Here is a 15,540-nt window from a genome sequence, read left to right as displayed (position 1 = left end):
GGGTACCGCGATCATGAACAGTAAAAGCTGCATGGCATGCATTCTCCTCGCGGTTACACCATCGCTCCTCGGCCAGGGCAGACCGTCCAACAGCGGGATGGATGGTCTGCCAGCATACTCGCCACGACAGCAGGTGTCTGGCACCATCCGCAACTCTGGCAGCGCCCTTGCTGGCCTCATGACGGCCTGGGAAGCGGGCTTCAAGAAACTTCAGCCCGACATCACATTTGATGACTCACTACTCAGCGGCGATGCCGCGATCGGCTCGCTCGAAGCAGGTGCAGCCGATCTTGCGCCTAACGGCCGCGAACCAGTGCTCACCGAGTTCCTCTCCTTTGCGGAGGTCTTCCAAAACGACGGACCATTCCAGGTGACGGTCGCCACCGGAGCCTATGAGGCCCTCGGCCGCACATGGGCTCAGGTCATCTTCGTCAACAAGGACAACCCACTCACCCAACTGACCATGAAGCAGCTCGACCAGATCTTCGGCGCGGGCCGTACTGGAACCTACGACGGATATAAATGGGTCTCCGCCAACGCCCGCCCGAAATCCGAGAACATTCGCACCTGGGGTCAGCTCGGCCTCGCCGGAGATTGGGCCGACAAGCCCATCCAAACGTACGGCTATGCACCGACCGGCATGTCTAACTTCTTCGAGCTCACCGTCTTCCACGGCGGCACCACATGGAATGAGAATCTCAAACAATACGTCGAAACCGATGCCAAGCAAGCGACCTTTCGTGCCGGCACAACGGCCCAGATGATGGAGGACCTGTCTCGCGACCGCTATGGCATTGCGTGGGCTGGTCTTGCCCATGCAAAGGGAATACCTGGCGTGAAGGCGGTTGCTCTCGCGATCTCTGCTGCCGGTCCATTTTTGTTGTGCAACGAGCAGACCGTGCGCAGCCGTACCTACCCTCTGACGCGCAGCATCTTCATCCAGTTGAACCGGCCACCGCATACGGCGATTGAGCCACGTCTCAAAGAGTTTCTGCTCTACATTCTCAGCCGCGAGGGCCAGGAGGCAGTCGCGAACCAGGGGGAATACCTCCCGCTTGCACCTGCTGAATTAGCAAAACAACGGGCTGCATTGGAATGAGGCAATTATCTGTCGGAGTCTGTCAAGCCATCAAGAGATACACGCACTAAATTTCAAGATCGAATTCAAGCGCGCAAGCCCTGGGAGTGGCTCCCATTGTTGGCCGTGATTTTCGTGCTGGTGAGGATACTCCGAGCGCGCCGCGCACTGTCATTCTGAGCTATGCCACATGGCAGAACAGGTACGGTAAACGGCACGATGTGTTGGGTCAGGTCGTCACGCTTGACGGTGTGTCGAACGTCATTATCGGTGTGCTTCCTCCGGATTTTCACTTCGCGCCCGCGGGTTCGGCGGAGTTTTGGACGCCTCTTTGTGAGTCCTCCGATCCCAACAATCGTGGAAGCCACGGACTTTCGTCTATCGCACGGCTGAACGATCGGGTCACGCTGGAGATGGCATCCTCTGAGATGAGCTCGATCGCGCAGCAGTTGGCGAAACAGTATCCGGACTCCGATCAGGGACGGGGGGCGACAGTCTTGCCGCTGACCGAAGTGATTGTGGGGAGCCTGCGTCCGATCCTGTTGCTGTTGTTGAGCGGGGCTCTGCTGTTGTTGCTGATCGCATGCGTGAACGTCTCCGGCCTCATGCTGGTTCGTTCAGAAAATCGACGGCATGAGATCGCTGTTCGCGGAGCCCTTGGTGCGTCGCGCATGCGACTGATCCGGCAGTTTGTGACGGAAGGAGTCATGCTTGCCGCGGCAGGGAGTTCTATCGGGGTGTGTGCCGCTTATGGGCGATCCAGCGGTTGACTCTTCTTGTGCCCGTAAATATGCAGATGGATATGCCTTACCTAAGAGGACTGGGGCTGAGCCTGCATGTGATAGGTTTTGCGGCGGTCGTCGGTCTAGCGATGGCGATTCTGTTTTCGATCACGCCTGTTCTTCGCCTGTCTCGGACCGATCTTCGTGAAGGACTGACGGAAGGCGGTCGCTCCAGTGTCAGGGCAGTGTGGAGGCATCTTGGAGCGAATCTTGTGATGCTCGAATTATGTACCGCAATGGTGTTGCTGGTGGGGGCGGGGTTGCTGGGCAAGAGCTTCTATCGACTGCTGCACACCGATATCGGTCTTCAGCCGGAACATTTGGCGATGATGAGATTAGCGGCGCCCCACTAAGGCTACGCAAAGGACGAACTCCTCGTTGCGCTGGCACGACGTGTCATGGAGGAGAGCGGCCGTCTGCCGGGAGTGCAATCAGTGGCTGTGGCGCATCAAATTTCCGTAGCCAACGTCGCCGAGGGAAATACGATATTCGAGATTATCGGGAGGCCTCAACATGGGAGCAGCAACGAATCGAGCAGCCGCCGGGTGAGCGGAGGCTACTTCAGTACGATGTACGCGCGGCTGTCGCGGGGACGATACTTCAGTGAGACAGACGATGCCTCGAAGCCTCGTGTCATGATCGTCAACCAGTCGTTCGCGCGAAAGTATTTTTCCGGAGAAGATCCGATGGCAAACAGATACGGTATGACGCCACGCAACCAGCGATAGAGATAGTAGGCGTCGTAGACGACATCAAAGAAGGGCCGTTGGATGCAGAGGTCCAGCCGGTACTGTATACGCCTTTCACCCAGGAACCTGATAATTCATTTTTCGTGATTGTCAGGACGGCCCAGGCCCCGCAGGAGCTGTTGAAGTCACTGGAGGGGACAGTCCATGGGATCGATCCCGATATTCTGACCTTCAACGCGGAGACGATGGAGGACCGGATCAATCGCTCACAGTCGTCATACCTCCATCGCTCCTCCGCATGGCTTGTAGGTGGATTCGCGGCGATGGCTCTGCTGCTGGGAGTGGTTGGCCTGTATGGCGTGATTGCGTACTCAGTGAGCCGGCGAACACGGGAGATTGGTGTGCGCTTGGCACTCGGCGCGCAGCGCAGCTCTGTCTACCAACTGATTCTAAAAGAGGCGAGAAGGCTGACAGGGATGGGCATTCTTGCAGGCCTCATCTGTTCAGTCGCGACGGCGAGCCTGATGCGCAAGCTCCTGTTCGGCACGCAACCATGGGATGCAGGCGTACTTGCAGGAGTGGCCGGAGTGCTCGCGGTTTCTGCGCTGCTTGCAAGCTACCTCCCCGCGCGACGCGCTGCTTCGGTTGATCCTGTGGAGGCCCTACGCGCGGAGTAGCCTGAATTGTAGGCAGTTGCCGGTAAACCTGAAGTTTGAGCAAGTATTTGTCAGTTGACGCAAAATCGCCAATGCACTCACCGACAGACGATCACTCCCCAAGCTTGCTCGCGAGATTAGTTGGTCGACGCTTCTGCTTGCGGCTGGCCTGGTTGTCATGGTCGATGCTGTTGAGAGTCGGGGGGCTTTGAACCTGACACAACAGTGGCTCGCTGGGCATCACATCTGGGCCAGAACGTTGGTGCGCTTGTTGTCGGGTTCGTCGTAGGCGTGGCGAACAACATCGTGAACAATCTTCCCTTGGGTTTGATAGCGGGCGGCACAATTCAAGCCGCCCATACGAAGGGCCTGATGGCGAATGCCGTTCTGATCGGTGTGGACCTCGGACCAAATCTCTCCGTCATCGGTTCGCTGGCTACGATTCTGTGGCTGCTTGCACTTCGCAAGGACTCAGGCGAAGACGCCGGCGGGGAAAAACTCGACGCGAGTTTCTGGAAATTCTTGAGAGTAGGTGCAGTCGCAGTGCCTGTGGCGCTCTTTGCCGCACTCAGCGGAGCGATCTTGATGAGCATGCTAGTCGGACAACAATAAACACAGAGGAGAGTCTTATGAATGCCAATGCGGGATGGTTCATCCCATTCATCATGATCGGAGGTGCGCTACAGAGTTGCGGAGCGGCCATGAACGGTCAGCTCAACAAGCATGTCGTGAACCCGTGGCTTGCTTCGGCCATATCATTTGCGCTTATAACGTTCTTTTTCGCTAATGCATCGTTGATCCATCCGCACCCGCTGCCTACTCAGAGGGCCTTAGCGGAATTGCCCTGGTGGGCAGTCGTCGGTGGCTTGGTAGGAGCAGTACAGGTCTATGCTGGCCTCACGCTAGTGAACAAAGTGGGTGCGGGGACGTTTGTTGGACTTACTGTGACCGCTGCGCTGATTACCTCGCTGCTGATCGATCATTTCGGCTGGTTCAGAATGCAATCTCACCACTGAACACGGCCCGCATCGTAGGCGCTTTCCTACTGGTTGCTGGTATCAGTCTCGTCGCGAAATTCTGAGGATGCTATTGACGGAGAACAATGGTCGCTAAAACAAAAGCTAGTCACGATGTCTGACCCATTGAGGTAAAAGTGGTGTTGGTGGGGATGTTGCCTCATCCGGCTGACGTTTGCTTAATCATTTGGTTTTCGAGCTCGTGCTGAGTGAGGATATTCCGGAGATAGTTCAGACTTCCTTTTGCTAGATCGATCGGAGAGGTGGTCTTATCCGCCAGTAGATATCCCGGGGCATTGGGTTCTGATGGAGAATAGCCAAAACCCTCAACAATCAAAACACCCTCATAGTTGATCTTGGTCAAGGAGTCTATGACGTTTGGGAAGTCTATGTTGCCACTTCCCAACACTCCGCGATCATTCTCGCTCATATGAACATGTCTGAGATCGGCTCCTGCGGAGATGATCGCTTCGGGGATACTTTTTTCTTCAATGTTGGCGTGGAAAGTGTCGATTGCGATTCCGACACGAGGATGATTTATCGCTCGGCAGAGCTTGCGCGCATCCGAAACGGTTCTTAAAAACAGACTCTCTGAACGGTTTACCGGTTCAAGAGCTAAGGTCATCTGATACTGGTCGAGCAGCCCACTTATGGACTGAAAACATTCCGTAGCCCACGTCACTTCGTCTTCGGTAGGCCGGTGACCGGGAAGGTAGCCAATAGGAGCAAATAAGGGACCTCCGATAAGTCGCGCCCCCATCTCAGCTGCAACTTCGACACACTTGTGCAGATGATGGATAGATTTTTTGCGTTCCGCCGCATCTGGACTTATGGGGTTCACATTCTGCGGAAGAATGGAACAGACGGTGCATTCAATACCGCTCTCCTCAAATGCATTGCGCAAAGATCGGGAAGGAAGCATCGTCGGTGCCAACATGGGAACCTCGCACACTGAAAAGCCGAGATCGCGAATCTGGGATATGAGATCTATGTGCGAGTTAGACACTGTAGATGTCCAGGCAAAGATGCTAATTCCCAATTTCATTTCTGTCTCCTAATAATTAGGTGAAGCGCGATAGGCTCGAAATATGGTCGTCTGAAACGAATAATTTTATTAAATCTCGATTGCAACCGCCTGCGGGCGGCATCGCTAAACTTGTTTTTGCTTCGATGGACGATCTGGACCAGCAAGGAGTTGGCGCAGTTCTTTCGATTCCATTTTTGGCATAGCTCCCACTTGAGTCACTACCCATGCTGCGAAGCGATTCGCTGATTCGCTAATATCGGTCAGGGAACGACCTCTTACAAACTCATGTGCCAAGCATGCTGTGAACGCATCACCTGCGCCAACTGTGTCCATTACCTTCACAGTCAGCCCAGGGTGTTCCACTACCTTACTTTTGGAAACCAACAAGCTGCCTTGGTCACCGCGCGTGACACAAACTAATTGCAAATCAAATTCGCTTTGCAGCCTCTTGGCGAGTCTTTCTTCATCATGACGGCCGTCAGACAAAAACATGGAACCTACTCGCCACATTTCCTCGTCGGTAAGTTTGACGATGTCTGCTTGGAGAAAAAGCTTTTGGAGAACACCCTTGGTGTAGAAAGACTGTCTCAAATTGATGTCGAAGATTTTCAACGCTCCCTTTTGGGTGTTGCTTAGAAAGCGGTCAATCGTATTTGCGCTGCTAGGGGAGCGCTGAGCAAGTGAGCCATAGCAAACTACGTCTGCTCTACGTGACAGTTCGTCCCAAGCCGACGTCCACTCGAGAAAATCCCACGCAACCGATTCTTTGATGGTAAACGTTGGGAGACCTGAAGGATCGAGTAGAACCCCTGCACTGCCGGTCTCGTGTTCCCCATCGTGCTGGACATAGCTGGTTGTAAGTCCGAGACTGTCTATGACGTCGCACGCCTCTTCACCAAGAATGTCTTTTCCGACGCGGCTCGCCACGATACCCTGATCGCCAAGCACGTTTGCCATATACGCAAAATTTGTCGGCGCTCCTCCGAGGGCTCGTTTGGACGGCAAGAAATCCCATAAAAGCTCACCCAATCCGACCATGACGATGGGCTCTTTCATTGAAAGAGCCTCGGCGCGAAATCCGCTAAATATTTCCGCCATACAGTCCAGACGTGAGATCCCTCACTCTTCACCCATACGTGGGCGATACCGGCCCGTTCCAAAGTCTCATGAGTATGTTCGACCGGGTCGAAGAGGAAGTCATCGGTGCCGATTCCAAGCCACAGCAACCTGAGCTGTTGATTTACTTTTGTCTCGTCAGCTAAAACGCCACCGTAGTCCTTAGTGACGTTGGTAAGCGAAACCGCTGGACTAAAGGCGCCAATGTACGCAAACTCATCCAAATGATGCAGACCGATTCGTATCGCTTGTGCGCCACCCATGGAGAGCCCTGCGAGGGCACGATGTTCACGATCCGGGATCGTGCGAAAGTTGGCATCGATGAAAGGTATGAGTTCCGTCGAGACGATACCGTCGAACAACGAGTATTTTTCATCCGTAAAGAAGCGTGCCACTTGTTGCGTGGGCGGCGGAGTCGATTTAAGGCCCGGCTGTGGCGTGGGAATCTCGTAGTGGACACCCGTCATCCCATTTTCATTGACGATGATCATCGGCTTGGCTTGGTGTTCCGCTATCAAGTTATCCAAGATGAAGTTTTCATGGCCTTGGTCGCTCCAGCCAGCCTCGTCTTCTCCAAAACCTTGTTGCAGATACAACACCGGATAGCGCGACTGGGACTGGTCATATCCTGGGGGAGTATATACGTATATGCGTCTAAGTTGCCCTGTCAGTTCCGAGAAATACCATTCAATTCGCACCGTTCCGTGGGGTACGTTTCTCAGCGCGAAAAACTCTGACTCCGGCGCCGGCACCTCCAGGCCACTCACTTCTTTCCTGGCCGCGAAGAAAACTCTACTGCCTGGATCGTTCGATTCGAAGCTGTCGACGGAGAAAGCGTAGTAGTGAAAACCTGGCAGCAGCGGTTTGGTCGTGACCTCCCAGATACCACCTGTCTTCCTGGTCATTGCATAGGTCGGGTGGCCGAGTTCAAGTAACAGTTGGACTCTCTGAGCTTGATCGGCGTGTACACGGAACGTCACACTGCGATCCGCGTTTATTCTCGGATAGTCCGCCCCAGGGATATTAGTCGGTGCAGGAGATGAATTGTCTGCTTGACCGTAACATGTGCTGCAGCCAAGAATTATGGTAAGTAGGGCCTTTCCCAAGCTCATGCTCCGCGCTCCTGTCGTGTTCTTGTTCCGAAGATGATGTGTGACGCGATGAGCTAGCGTGATCCGCCTCGCAATGTCGCGAGGTCAACTGAGGCAGCCATCGCCTTATAACCTGCCGTGCTCGGATGTAGTTGATCTCCAGACTGGTATTCTTCTCGAAACCGGGATGGATGGGCTGGATCGCGAACTGCCAAATCGAAATCAACAACGCCGTCAAAGGCTCCACTGCGGCGAATCCATTCGTTCACTTCTTGGCGAACAACTTCTCCGTCCTGGCTGAAGTAGTCTGCCCCTTCATAAGGGGTCAGCGTCGCCCCAAATACCCTAATTCCATGCTGATGTGCACGTTCAATCAGTTGCTCATACCCAAGAATGAGTTCTTTTGAGCTTACCGTTTCAAAAGCAAATGGATTGGAGGGCGGGGCGACGCCGTCTTTCAAGGCGCGCGGTTTCATATGAGGCCATCCGATGTCGTTGATCCCTTCAAGAATCAGCACTTCGGTGACGCCAGGTAGTGCGAGTACGTCACGATCGAAGCGAGCCAACGCACTCACTCCAGCTCCGTCATGCCAGATACGATTTCCACCAATCCCTTCGTTGAGGATCGCCAGGTTTTGCGATTCTTTGGTATCAGCCAGGCGTCTCGCTAGTTGATCGGGCCAATCGCCGTACTCCCCATGCTTCGCGCCAACCCCGTCGGTAATCGAGTCTCCGAAGGTTACAAGAGCTGCAGCTCTATCTGGACTGGCGACCTCGAGATCGCTAAGCCAGTACCACGATGTTGCCGCAGTAGCATTCTCCAATTCGCTCTTTTCGGTGGCGTCGCCAGGCCCCGCGATGTAAGTATCGTGTTGCGCCCAGAAGTGGGTTGTTGTAGCCGGGGTATGGTCAGGAACGTAGATGCTGATGGATAGTTCCGCGAAAGGCGTCACTTTCAGATCGACTGGATCGCTCAGCATGGGCGCCCCAGCTGGAACTTTGATTGAAGTTGCTCCACCAAAAGTTAGCGGATGATTCGAGTCTGGCGAAATCATGGAGCCGTGGTCCGTTAGTGCGATACTTGCAGCACCAATCGTCAATGCAGACGTTCCATAAGCGTTCGAGAACCGGACGCGAAGACGCTGCCCACCGATCGTCGGTCGCACGATCATTCTGATGGTCTGGTTGTAGAAGATCGGAGTCGGAGGCAGTCCGGGAAATGTCAAGGGCGTATGAACTGCTGTGCTCCAACTAGTGATCCATTGCTCCTTAGACTTCTGTTTCTCAGCTCTCAGGTTCATCACGAGGGCTGCCGCGGCGCAAACGATAAGGACTATTCTCGATGTGTGAGATCGCATCTTTGCTTTGTCACTTTCTAGGCTGAGATTCACTGGGATCGTATTAGACGTCGGTCAGGTTGGTCTTCAGGGATGATTCTGAGACCGACAGGCACATCGCGCTATTCGCATCGCACGTCTCCTTTGTGTGGGACTTAGAATCGCGCAACCTCGCCGGTGATCTTCGGTGGCACAGGTCAGAACTACTTCGTCCCAAGATTTCGGTCGAAGAAGTTGATCATTACCTGAAAAGCATCCCGTGACTCAGGCACCTCGGCGTTATAGAAAAAACCGTGAAAGAGGCCATCCCAAACGTGAAGCTCCGTTTTTACACCGCGCTTTGATAATTCAGTGTCAGTGTGGATCGTTCCGCTCATCGCGAAGTCTCTAGTGCCTGTAATCAACAAAGTAGGCGGAAACTTTGCGATCGTCTCGGGAGAATTCATTGGCGAGACGAGAGGATCATTCCTGTCCGTCCCGCTGAAATATCCAAGCTGCGATTGAGCGGGAGGGTGAGCTGGAGGCATCCGTCCCTCTCCGAAAGGAAATGCTATATAGGTAGCGTCTCCGCCGAATGCACCTGCGGACGCACAGTAGATTCCGACCGCTCCCGGGGTCGGCAGGCCATGCGTTTGAAACCACGCCAGAGACATGGCGGTCAACATGCCACCTGCCGAGCAGCCGTAGATGCCGACGTCTTGCGGCTTGTAAATCTTCAGCAACTCGCGGTAGACGCTTGCCACATCTTCGCTGGCGGCGGGAAACTTGTTATCCGGACCCTCGCGGTAATCCACCGTAATAACTTTGATCTTCATGAGCGCAGAGATCGGTATCGACTCGAGTTCAGCACAGCCGGGCCAGCAACCGGTAAACCCACCTCCGTGGAGGTTAATCAGGACACGTGCTTTGTTTCTTTCAGAGATGCCAGAACGGGGCGCGTATGTGTAGGTATGCACGCCTCCGAGAAAAGCTTCCTTGCGGTCGACGGCAAAGATCGCCTCATCTCGCTCAATATAGCGTTTCATGAAACGAGGCACTCCCTGATCCTGCGTCAGAAGCTCGGGATTCTGCATATCTCTCATATGATCGGTGACGTAAGTTTTAGCTTCGGGACTGAGAAAACTCGAAAGGGGCACAGTGTAGCTGTGAATTTGCACGGCACCGTCTGAGTCAATGATGACGTTTGACGCCGGCTGAGACGCAGCTTGTGCTGAGAGCTTTGTACCGACTGCAAAGACGCAAGGGAACATGAGGGCGAGAGCAAAAGTTCTTCGAAAAGTCATCAGATTCTCTCAATTGTTTCCAGGGACGAACCCGTTTTGTGGCGACGCACCCGGTTATGCGGTGCGTCGCATCGTTGACCCTACGACGGGTGGATCATTCTAGTATGTGAAGCGCAACGCGAGCTGAACTGTGCGAGGAAGACTTGCTTGATGGTTCACAACACCGAAACTGGGACCTAGACCCACTCCCGGCTCGGCGAATTGAGGGTGATTGAAGAGGTCGAAGATTTCAGCGCTGAACTTCAGCCGAGCTCTCTCAGTTATGTTGAAGGACTTGTTTGCCGAGAAATCGAAGTTAACCACGCCGGCAGCTCTTAGGTGTGAGTCAACCCTGGGTTCATTGCCATAGGCAAAGGGTCCAGGCTCCGTGAAGCAGCTTGTGTTGAACCACTGCTTAGCTCGGATAGAGCGATCGCCGGAGATGCTTTTGTTGCACCCTGGAGTGTAGTCTGGGCGAATAATTCCACTACCTACCCCGAAACCCGGAGTACCGCCTCCAAAGTCTTGCGCAAGCGTATTGGGATTCGCGGTGAGGGCAATCGGAACTCCGCTCCGGAGAGTTGTGATTCCGTTGACGCGCCAACCGCCAATGACGGCGTTTGTCACGGCATTGATGTGCGAGAGGTACATCTGCTCATGTCCGAAGGGGAGATCGAGTCCGTAATTGACAACAAAGTTATGTCTTGTGTCCTGCTGGCTCACGGATTTTTCAGCCTTAAGGTTATAAAGATCCTGAACGAGCCCTGTACCTCCTTGACCATCGAGGAATGCGCTCGTGTTATCGGTATCGCTAAGCAGCTTCGCCCACGTGTATGCGGCTTGAACGATGCCGCCGTGGCTGAACCGCTTTGTTAGATATGCCTGGAGCGAGTTGTAGTTGGAAGCTGCGATTCGTGCGTCCTGCTGCAGGACGCCGAGCGGATACTGAGGATACGGCATCAGGAGTCTGCCCTTGAGGATAGTTGGACCGCCAGACGCAGATCCTGCGGGAAGAGCTCCATAGAACGGGTTCGCAACCGGAGTCAGCAGATCACTACCCATCGACAGGTACTGATCAGGAATCTGGTTGAGTTGCAGACCAGAACCCGTATAGGGCGAGGCAATGATCAGATGTGTTCCTTTAGATCCCGCATAGGCGAGACTTGCCACGGTGCTGCTGCCGAATGCGCGCTCGACCGCCAAGTTCCATTGTTGTGAATAGCCGAGCGGCTGATCCGGGACTCGTGCCCATACCCCACTTCCAAGAAGGTTGTCCACGGCTTGTTGAGAATGACCGAGCGCAGGCGTGATCCCGGTTGGAAATGGATTACCAACACTGGCTCCAACTGTTCCGCCAATCGAGTTTACGTTGTTGGTTGCCGACCGGGTCAGCGAACTCAACTGGGGGCCGTCTTGATCTAGAACCGCCGGGAAGAAGGAAATGCCGTAGCCCGCACGAATGACACTGTTTGAGTCAAAGCGATATGCGAATCCCACACGCGGAGAGAACGTCTTCCAGTGCAGCGATTCTTCCCTGCGAGAAGGATAGAGTTGTGAATTTACCAATGCCGCCGAGCCCAGAAGAGGTACAGAAGTGCCAAGCGGATTGGTATAGGAACTAATGCCTCCGATGGTAAGGGGCGCCCTGGGAAGGAAGACCGCATCGATATCGTGCTCTTCCGAAAATGCGCCTGGCTGTTCCCAGCGAAGTCCAGCAGTGACCGTTAATTTGGGTGTGGTCTGATAAGTGTCCTCGACGAAGAGGCCATAGTTGTGCAAAAAGGCGTGAGTGGTAGTCGTCACTGTGACGCTTGTCTGCGAAGGAATTCCAAGCAGGAACGAAGCAAGAGCATTTCCAGACCCGGGTACGTTTGGGCTCGCGGTGAAGCCGGGCAGCGAGGTTACCGTAACTCCCCCGCTGCCTGGATAGGCCTCCCAGAGGACTTGCCGCCAGTTGCCGCCAGACTTGATGCTATGTTTTCCCAAAATCTTCGTAAAACTGCCGCTGACAGCCCAGACATTATTGTTCCAATGCAATTGTGAAAGGTTCGGGCCTACACCATATCCTTGAATCGCAAGTGCGGGAAGAGAGTAGTCGCTAAGCCCGGAGACGCTTGGGATTGCGCCCCAATTACCGTTGATAGTCGACATGTCGAACCCGTTGCTCAACGGATCTTGGAAGTTATAGTTCTCCAAATATGAGAAGCGGACTTCAGCGATCGATTTCGGAGAAAACACGTGATTGTCTCCGAGAACTGCTTCTTGAGTATCGTTGCCGGTAGGACCTGCGCCCGTTTTATTGCCGAAGGGGTCCACTGATTCGTTGTGCGGGTTCCAAAAGCTGTAACGTGCGAACACTGTATCCTTGCTAAGCGTAGCGTCGATTCGGGCGTTGTATTGCGTTTGGACACCGACCGCACCTACGGAGACAAACGTGTTGTTGACGAAAGGCGTCTGATTGACCCTCGCTTGGTTCGGCGTCTCTAGCTGAAGAATCTTCAAAGCGGCTGGATCGATCCTGCCGGCGATGCTGTTATGCGGGAACGGCAGCCCGGTAGTGGGATCATAGATTGTCTGTGGGTCTTGAGAAAAATCGCCGTTCAATTCCGCTGTCGTCGGCATGACATAACTAGTCGGAGTAGCGGAACTTAAGGATTCATGCTCCCAGCTAAAGAAGAAGAAGAGCTTGTTCTTCAAAATGGGCCCTCCCAGGTTGGCACCGTACTGATTTTGATGGAGCGGCACCTTGCCCAAGCCAGCGTTGTTGGAGAACCAGTCGTTTGCATCTAACGCATCATTGCGAAAATATTCGTATGCAGTTCCATGAAACTGATTCGTACCGCTCTTGGTGGAAATCTCGACTACGCCGCCGCCGTATCCACCAAATTCCGCACTGACGTTATTTGTTGATACTCGGAACTCTTGGACCACATCTTGCGTTGGCACGAGCGTGTTCACATTGTTTTCCGAGATGTTGGACCCGACGCCGTCGATGAAGAAAAGGCTTTGTCCGCTGAACGCCCCCCCGATCTGATAATTTCCGTATGAAATCGCCTGCGTATTCGGACTCACTTGACCCGTCCCACCGTTCGCCACGGTGCTTCCCGAGGTGCCGCCCCCAGGCACCACACCCGGCACGAAATCGAGGAGGTTATTCACATTCCGACCGTTTAGAGGCGCCTCTTGTACCTGCCTGCCTTCAATGACTCCACCCAATGACGGGTTATCACCTTGGATACCAACTGTGGCACCAGTTACGGTTACGGACTCGGTCACCGCTCCCACCTGCAGGGCCAGATCGGCCCGAGTTGTTCCGCCAATCTGGACGTCCACCTGATCGGTCGTTGAAGCCTTAAACCCCGGGTGTGACGCACTGACGCTATAGGAGCCTGGGTTCAAATTGATGAAGGTATACGTGCCTGCGGAACTGGTCACGGCTGTCTGCTCCGCGTTCGTTTGTTTGTTAGTCAAACGAACTTGCGTCCCTGCAACTAAGGCACCCGCAGAATCCGTAACGGTACCGACAACACTCCCGTAGCTCGTTTGTGCCTTTAGAAAATCTGGATTCATCATGCCGCTGATAACAAGGAGCGCAATCCAAACGCAGGTCGACACGGTTTTATTCCAAGCTGATTTCCTTGGTCGTACCGTCTTCTGACTCTCCGTTGAACAAACAATCGTGTACATACTGCCTCCTGGAAGTTTTCGGTCATGGCTCGCGCTATCCTGCCTCGTCATGCGCAGAGAAAGCGGGAGCCGATTGGAATCGTAGAGGTTAGAAACGCTCTTCAATTCCCAATGGCACTTGTATGTGTCTCAGGATGTAGTTGTCAACAAATTATGCAGGGTATTCGATAAAAGTGCCCTAGGGAACTTGCGAAGACCAGGTTCTCGATCGATCGATGTGGAGCTAGATTTGAGGGCCCATTCGAGGAGTCGGCACGGGCACAGCGATCCGAATCGATTTGCTTCACTGTCGTCAGTCCACCGCGATTGTTCGTCCGAGTGCGACGGCGACACTCAACTGCGGCTAAGATTCGTTCCACAGGATTGCCGTACGACCATCTCACATCCGAGGAGTACATCTCTCGCAGGAAGGTCGGGATTGCTGATTCGATCGAGCATAATCGCGAGAGCGATTCTGCCAATATCTCGGCAGGGTTGACGTTGTGTGCTTAGCGGAACAGGAAGGAGGCCAGCGTACTTAACATCGTCGATCCCAACGATCTTGATATCTTCAGGGATCCGTACTCCTATCGACATAAGGGTATGCATTAGCTTGCCTGCCGTGAAGTCATTGGCGCATAAAAACGCGTCGGGACGGTCTTTTTTCATGACGGCTTTCACAAACTTTTGATCCGATGCGTCGCCGAGGTTCACCACACCGCGATTTGGTGTTTGCGCAAGAGCCTCAATGGCGTCACGAAATCCCGCAATACGTGCGTCGACAGTAGGCGCCGAGTTCGGCCTTGCGACGAAGACAATCCGTTTTGCGCCAGCCTGGATCAGATGTTCTGTGGCTTGGAATGCCGTTCGGCGATTGTCGATTCCGACTAAGTCATATTTGCTTCGACGTGGATACGGCTCAAGGCATCTATCGAGAAGCACTACGGGAATCCCGGCTTTATCTAGCGTCTCCACGATCTTATGGTTTGCTCGAAACCGTCCACTAGAGAATTCCACCGGTGCGAAGAAGACCCCCGACACTTTTTGAGAGATGTAGTGCTGGCAGAGTTGCTCAGCCACTTCTTCCTTTTCATTCTCTTTGGACGAGGAGTTACCCCAAAGCAGTGAGTGTCGGGCTGCGTCTTGGGAATCCATCATTCCCTTGCAAATCGCCTCAAATATCTCCGTCTGTCCGAGTTCAGGAATTAGTAATCCGAAGACATGACTCTTGGCGTTGGAACTTTGGGCAACGAATGTTCCAGATCCAACGCGCCGCACAACGACTCCCATAGTTTGCAGCTCATGCATCGCCCGGAAGACAGTCATTCTCGAAGCACCATACCGCCTGACCAACTCGGTTTCGCTGGGCAATCGTTGCCCAGGCTTGTAGCGCCCCAAATTGATATCGTCCTGGATCTTCTCGAGTATGTCCCTATACTTGTGATTTGGCATTGCGGTTTTGTTCCCTTTCGATCCCTACACGAGTCATAAAGGCTTGCATTTAGCTCCGCGGCGACTGTCGATGATATTACCCTAGACAACTTAAAGCAGATAGCTTTTCAATATAAGACTAAGCGACCTTTGTGGACGCCGATGCGGGAACGATCTTTAGGTGGGTTACGCGCGGGCATGCAAGATCCTGGTCATTGCACTTGCTCAATCAACTGCGGGAAGAACCGTTGAAAATGATCCTCGGGTCTGGATGTGACATCGTTCCAGACTTCATAACCGCAATCTACCGGACCTCATGGGCATCTTAGCGTGAATACCCGCAGGCGATGGGCTTGCCGCTTTTGCCAGCCGACGCGATCTCGCCGAAG

The 15,540-nt window shown here is 53.9% G+C and carries 14 protein-coding genes; 7 read left to right on the top strand and 7 right to left on the bottom strand.

Annotated features, from left to right (window positions below):
- The first annotated feature begins 31 nt into the window (after window positions 1-31).
- The 7 genes from HDF10_RS08200 to HDF10_RS08170 all read left to right on the top strand — a co-directional run bounded on the left by HDF10_RS08200 (window position 32) and on the right by HDF10_RS08170 (window position 4,221).
- Window positions 32-1,099: a PstS family phosphate ABC transporter substrate-binding protein gene (locus HDF10_RS08200; protein ID WP_183812311.1), complete on the top strand. Its 1,068-nt coding sequence runs from the start codon at window positions 32-34 to the stop codon at window positions 1,097-1,099.
- A 50-nt stretch (window positions 1,100-1,149) separates the two neighbouring features.
- Complete coding sequence (locus HDF10_RS08195) at window positions 1,150-1,848, top strand: ABC transporter permease (protein WP_311732712.1); 699 nt, start codon at window positions 1,150-1,152, stop codon at window positions 1,846-1,848.
- 32 nt (window positions 1,849-1,880) lie between these two features.
- Window positions 1,881-2,213, top strand: a complete 333-nt coding sequence (locus tag HDF10_RS08190) for a hypothetical protein (RefSeq protein ID WP_183812309.1) — start codon at window positions 1,881-1,883, stop codon at window positions 2,211-2,213.
- A 45-nt stretch (window positions 2,214-2,258) separates the two neighbouring features.
- Window positions 2,259-2,588, top strand: coding sequence for an ABC transporter permease (locus HDF10_RS08185; protein WP_406705943.1), 330 nt, complete (start codon window positions 2,259-2,261; stop codon window positions 2,586-2,588).
- A 38-nt stretch (window positions 2,589-2,626) separates the two neighbouring features.
- The gene (locus HDF10_RS08180; RefSeq protein WP_183812306.1) at window positions 2,627-3,226 is read left to right on the top strand and encodes an FtsX-like permease family protein; all 600 of its coding nucleotides are present in this window, start codon (window positions 2,627-2,629) and stop codon (window positions 3,224-3,226) included.
- 204 nt (window positions 3,227-3,430) lie between these two features.
- On the top strand, window positions 3,431-3,817 hold the full coding sequence (locus HDF10_RS08175) for an ArsB/NhaD family transporter (protein ID WP_311732699.1): 387 nt from the start codon (window positions 3,431-3,433) through the stop codon (window positions 3,815-3,817).
- A 17-nt stretch (window positions 3,818-3,834) separates the two neighbouring features.
- Entirely contained in the window at window positions 3,835-4,221 is a 387-nt protein-coding gene (locus tag HDF10_RS08170) for a DMT family transporter (protein ID WP_260177724.1), read from the top strand.
- A gap of 160 nt (window positions 4,222-4,381) precedes the next feature.
- Here the strand turns inward: HDF10_RS08170 and HDF10_RS08165 are convergent, their stop codons facing one another.
- The 7 genes from HDF10_RS08165 to HDF10_RS08135 form a co-directional block, all read right to left on the bottom strand.
- Window positions 4,382-5,266 carry a sugar phosphate isomerase/epimerase family protein gene (locus HDF10_RS08165; RefSeq protein WP_183812304.1) on the bottom strand — a complete coding sequence of 295 codons (885 nt, stop codon included), beginning with the start codon at window positions 5,264-5,266 and terminating at the stop codon, window positions 4,382-4,384.
- Window positions 5,267-5,371: 105 nt separating this feature from the next.
- A complete protein-coding gene (locus HDF10_RS08160) occupies window positions 5,372-6,304 on the bottom strand; it encodes a carbohydrate kinase family protein (protein WP_183812302.1) in 933 nt (310 codons plus the stop codon).
- Window positions 6,301-7,344 (bottom strand): alpha/beta hydrolase-fold protein, encoded by a 1,044-nt coding sequence (locus HDF10_RS08155; RefSeq protein ID WP_183812300.1) that lies wholly within the window; start codon window positions 7,342-7,344, stop codon window positions 6,301-6,303. Before HDF10_RS08155 ends, HDF10_RS08160 begins: the two co-directional genes overlap by 4 nt.
- Before the next feature lie 185 nt (window positions 7,345-7,529).
- Window positions 7,530-8,756, bottom strand: a complete 1,227-nt coding sequence (locus HDF10_RS08150) for an SGNH/GDSL hydrolase family protein (protein ID WP_183812299.1) — start codon at window positions 8,754-8,756, stop codon at window positions 7,530-7,532.
- A 239-nt stretch (window positions 8,757-8,995) separates the two neighbouring features.
- The gene (locus HDF10_RS08145; RefSeq protein ID WP_260177722.1) at window positions 8,996-9,865 is read right to left on the bottom strand and encodes an alpha/beta hydrolase; all 870 of its coding nucleotides are present in this window, start codon (window positions 9,863-9,865) and stop codon (window positions 8,996-8,998) included.
- A gap of 309 nt (window positions 9,866-10,174) precedes the next feature.
- The gene (locus HDF10_RS08140; protein ID WP_183812295.1) at window positions 10,175-13,741 is read right to left on the bottom strand and encodes a TonB-dependent receptor; all 3,567 of its coding nucleotides are present in this window, start codon (window positions 13,739-13,741) and stop codon (window positions 10,175-10,177) included.
- A 333-nt stretch (window positions 13,742-14,074) separates the two neighbouring features.
- Complete coding sequence (locus tag HDF10_RS08135) at window positions 14,075-15,172, bottom strand: GntR family transcriptional regulator (RefSeq protein ID WP_183812293.1); 1,098 nt, start codon at window positions 15,170-15,172, stop codon at window positions 14,075-14,077.
- Between the last annotated feature and the right edge of the window lie 368 nt (window positions 15,173-15,540).

Source organism: Tunturiibacter empetritectus (genome assembly GCF_014201375.1).
Taxonomy (GTDB): Bacteria; Acidobacteriota; Terriglobia; order Terriglobales; family Acidobacteriaceae; genus Edaphobacter; species Edaphobacter lichenicola_D.
This window is presented reverse-complemented; position numbering and strand designations above follow the sequence as displayed.

Coding starts and splice junctions, on each gene's coding strand:
- HDF10_RS08200 (WP_183812311.1), top strand. CDS start 32: ATGGCATGCATTCTCCTCGCGGTTACACCATCGCTCCTCGGCCAGGGC.
- HDF10_RS08190 (WP_183812309.1), top strand. CDS start 1,881: ATGCCTTACCTAAGAGGACTGGGGCTGAGCCTGCATGTGATAGGTTTT.
- HDF10_RS08185 (WP_406705943.1), top strand. CDS start 2,259: ATGGAGGAGAGCGGCCGTCTGCCGGGAGTGCAATCAGTGGCTGTGGCG.
- HDF10_RS08170 (WP_260177724.1), top strand. CDS start 3,835: ATGAATGCCAATGCGGGATGGTTCATCCCATTCATCATGATCGGAGGT.
- HDF10_RS08165 (WP_183812304.1), bottom strand. CDS start 5,266: ATGAAATTGGGAATTAGCATCTTTGCCTGGACATCTACAGTGTCTAAC.
- HDF10_RS08160 (WP_183812302.1), bottom strand. CDS start 6,304: ATGAAAGAGCCCATCGTCATGGTCGGATTGGGTGAGCTTTTATGGGAT.
- HDF10_RS08150 (WP_183812299.1), bottom strand. CDS start 8,756: ATGAACCTGAGAGCTGAGAAACAGAAGTCTAAGGAGCAATGGATCACT.
- HDF10_RS08145 (WP_260177722.1), bottom strand. CDS start 9,865: ATGCAGAATCCCGAGCTTCTGACGCAGGATCAGGGAGTGCCTCGTTTC.
- HDF10_RS08140 (WP_183812295.1), bottom strand. CDS start 13,741: ATGTACACGATTGTTTGTTCAACGGAGAGTCAGAAGACGGTACGACCA.
- HDF10_RS08135 (WP_183812293.1), bottom strand. CDS start 15,172: ATGCCAAATCACAAGTATAGGGACATACTCGAGAAGATCCAGGACGAT.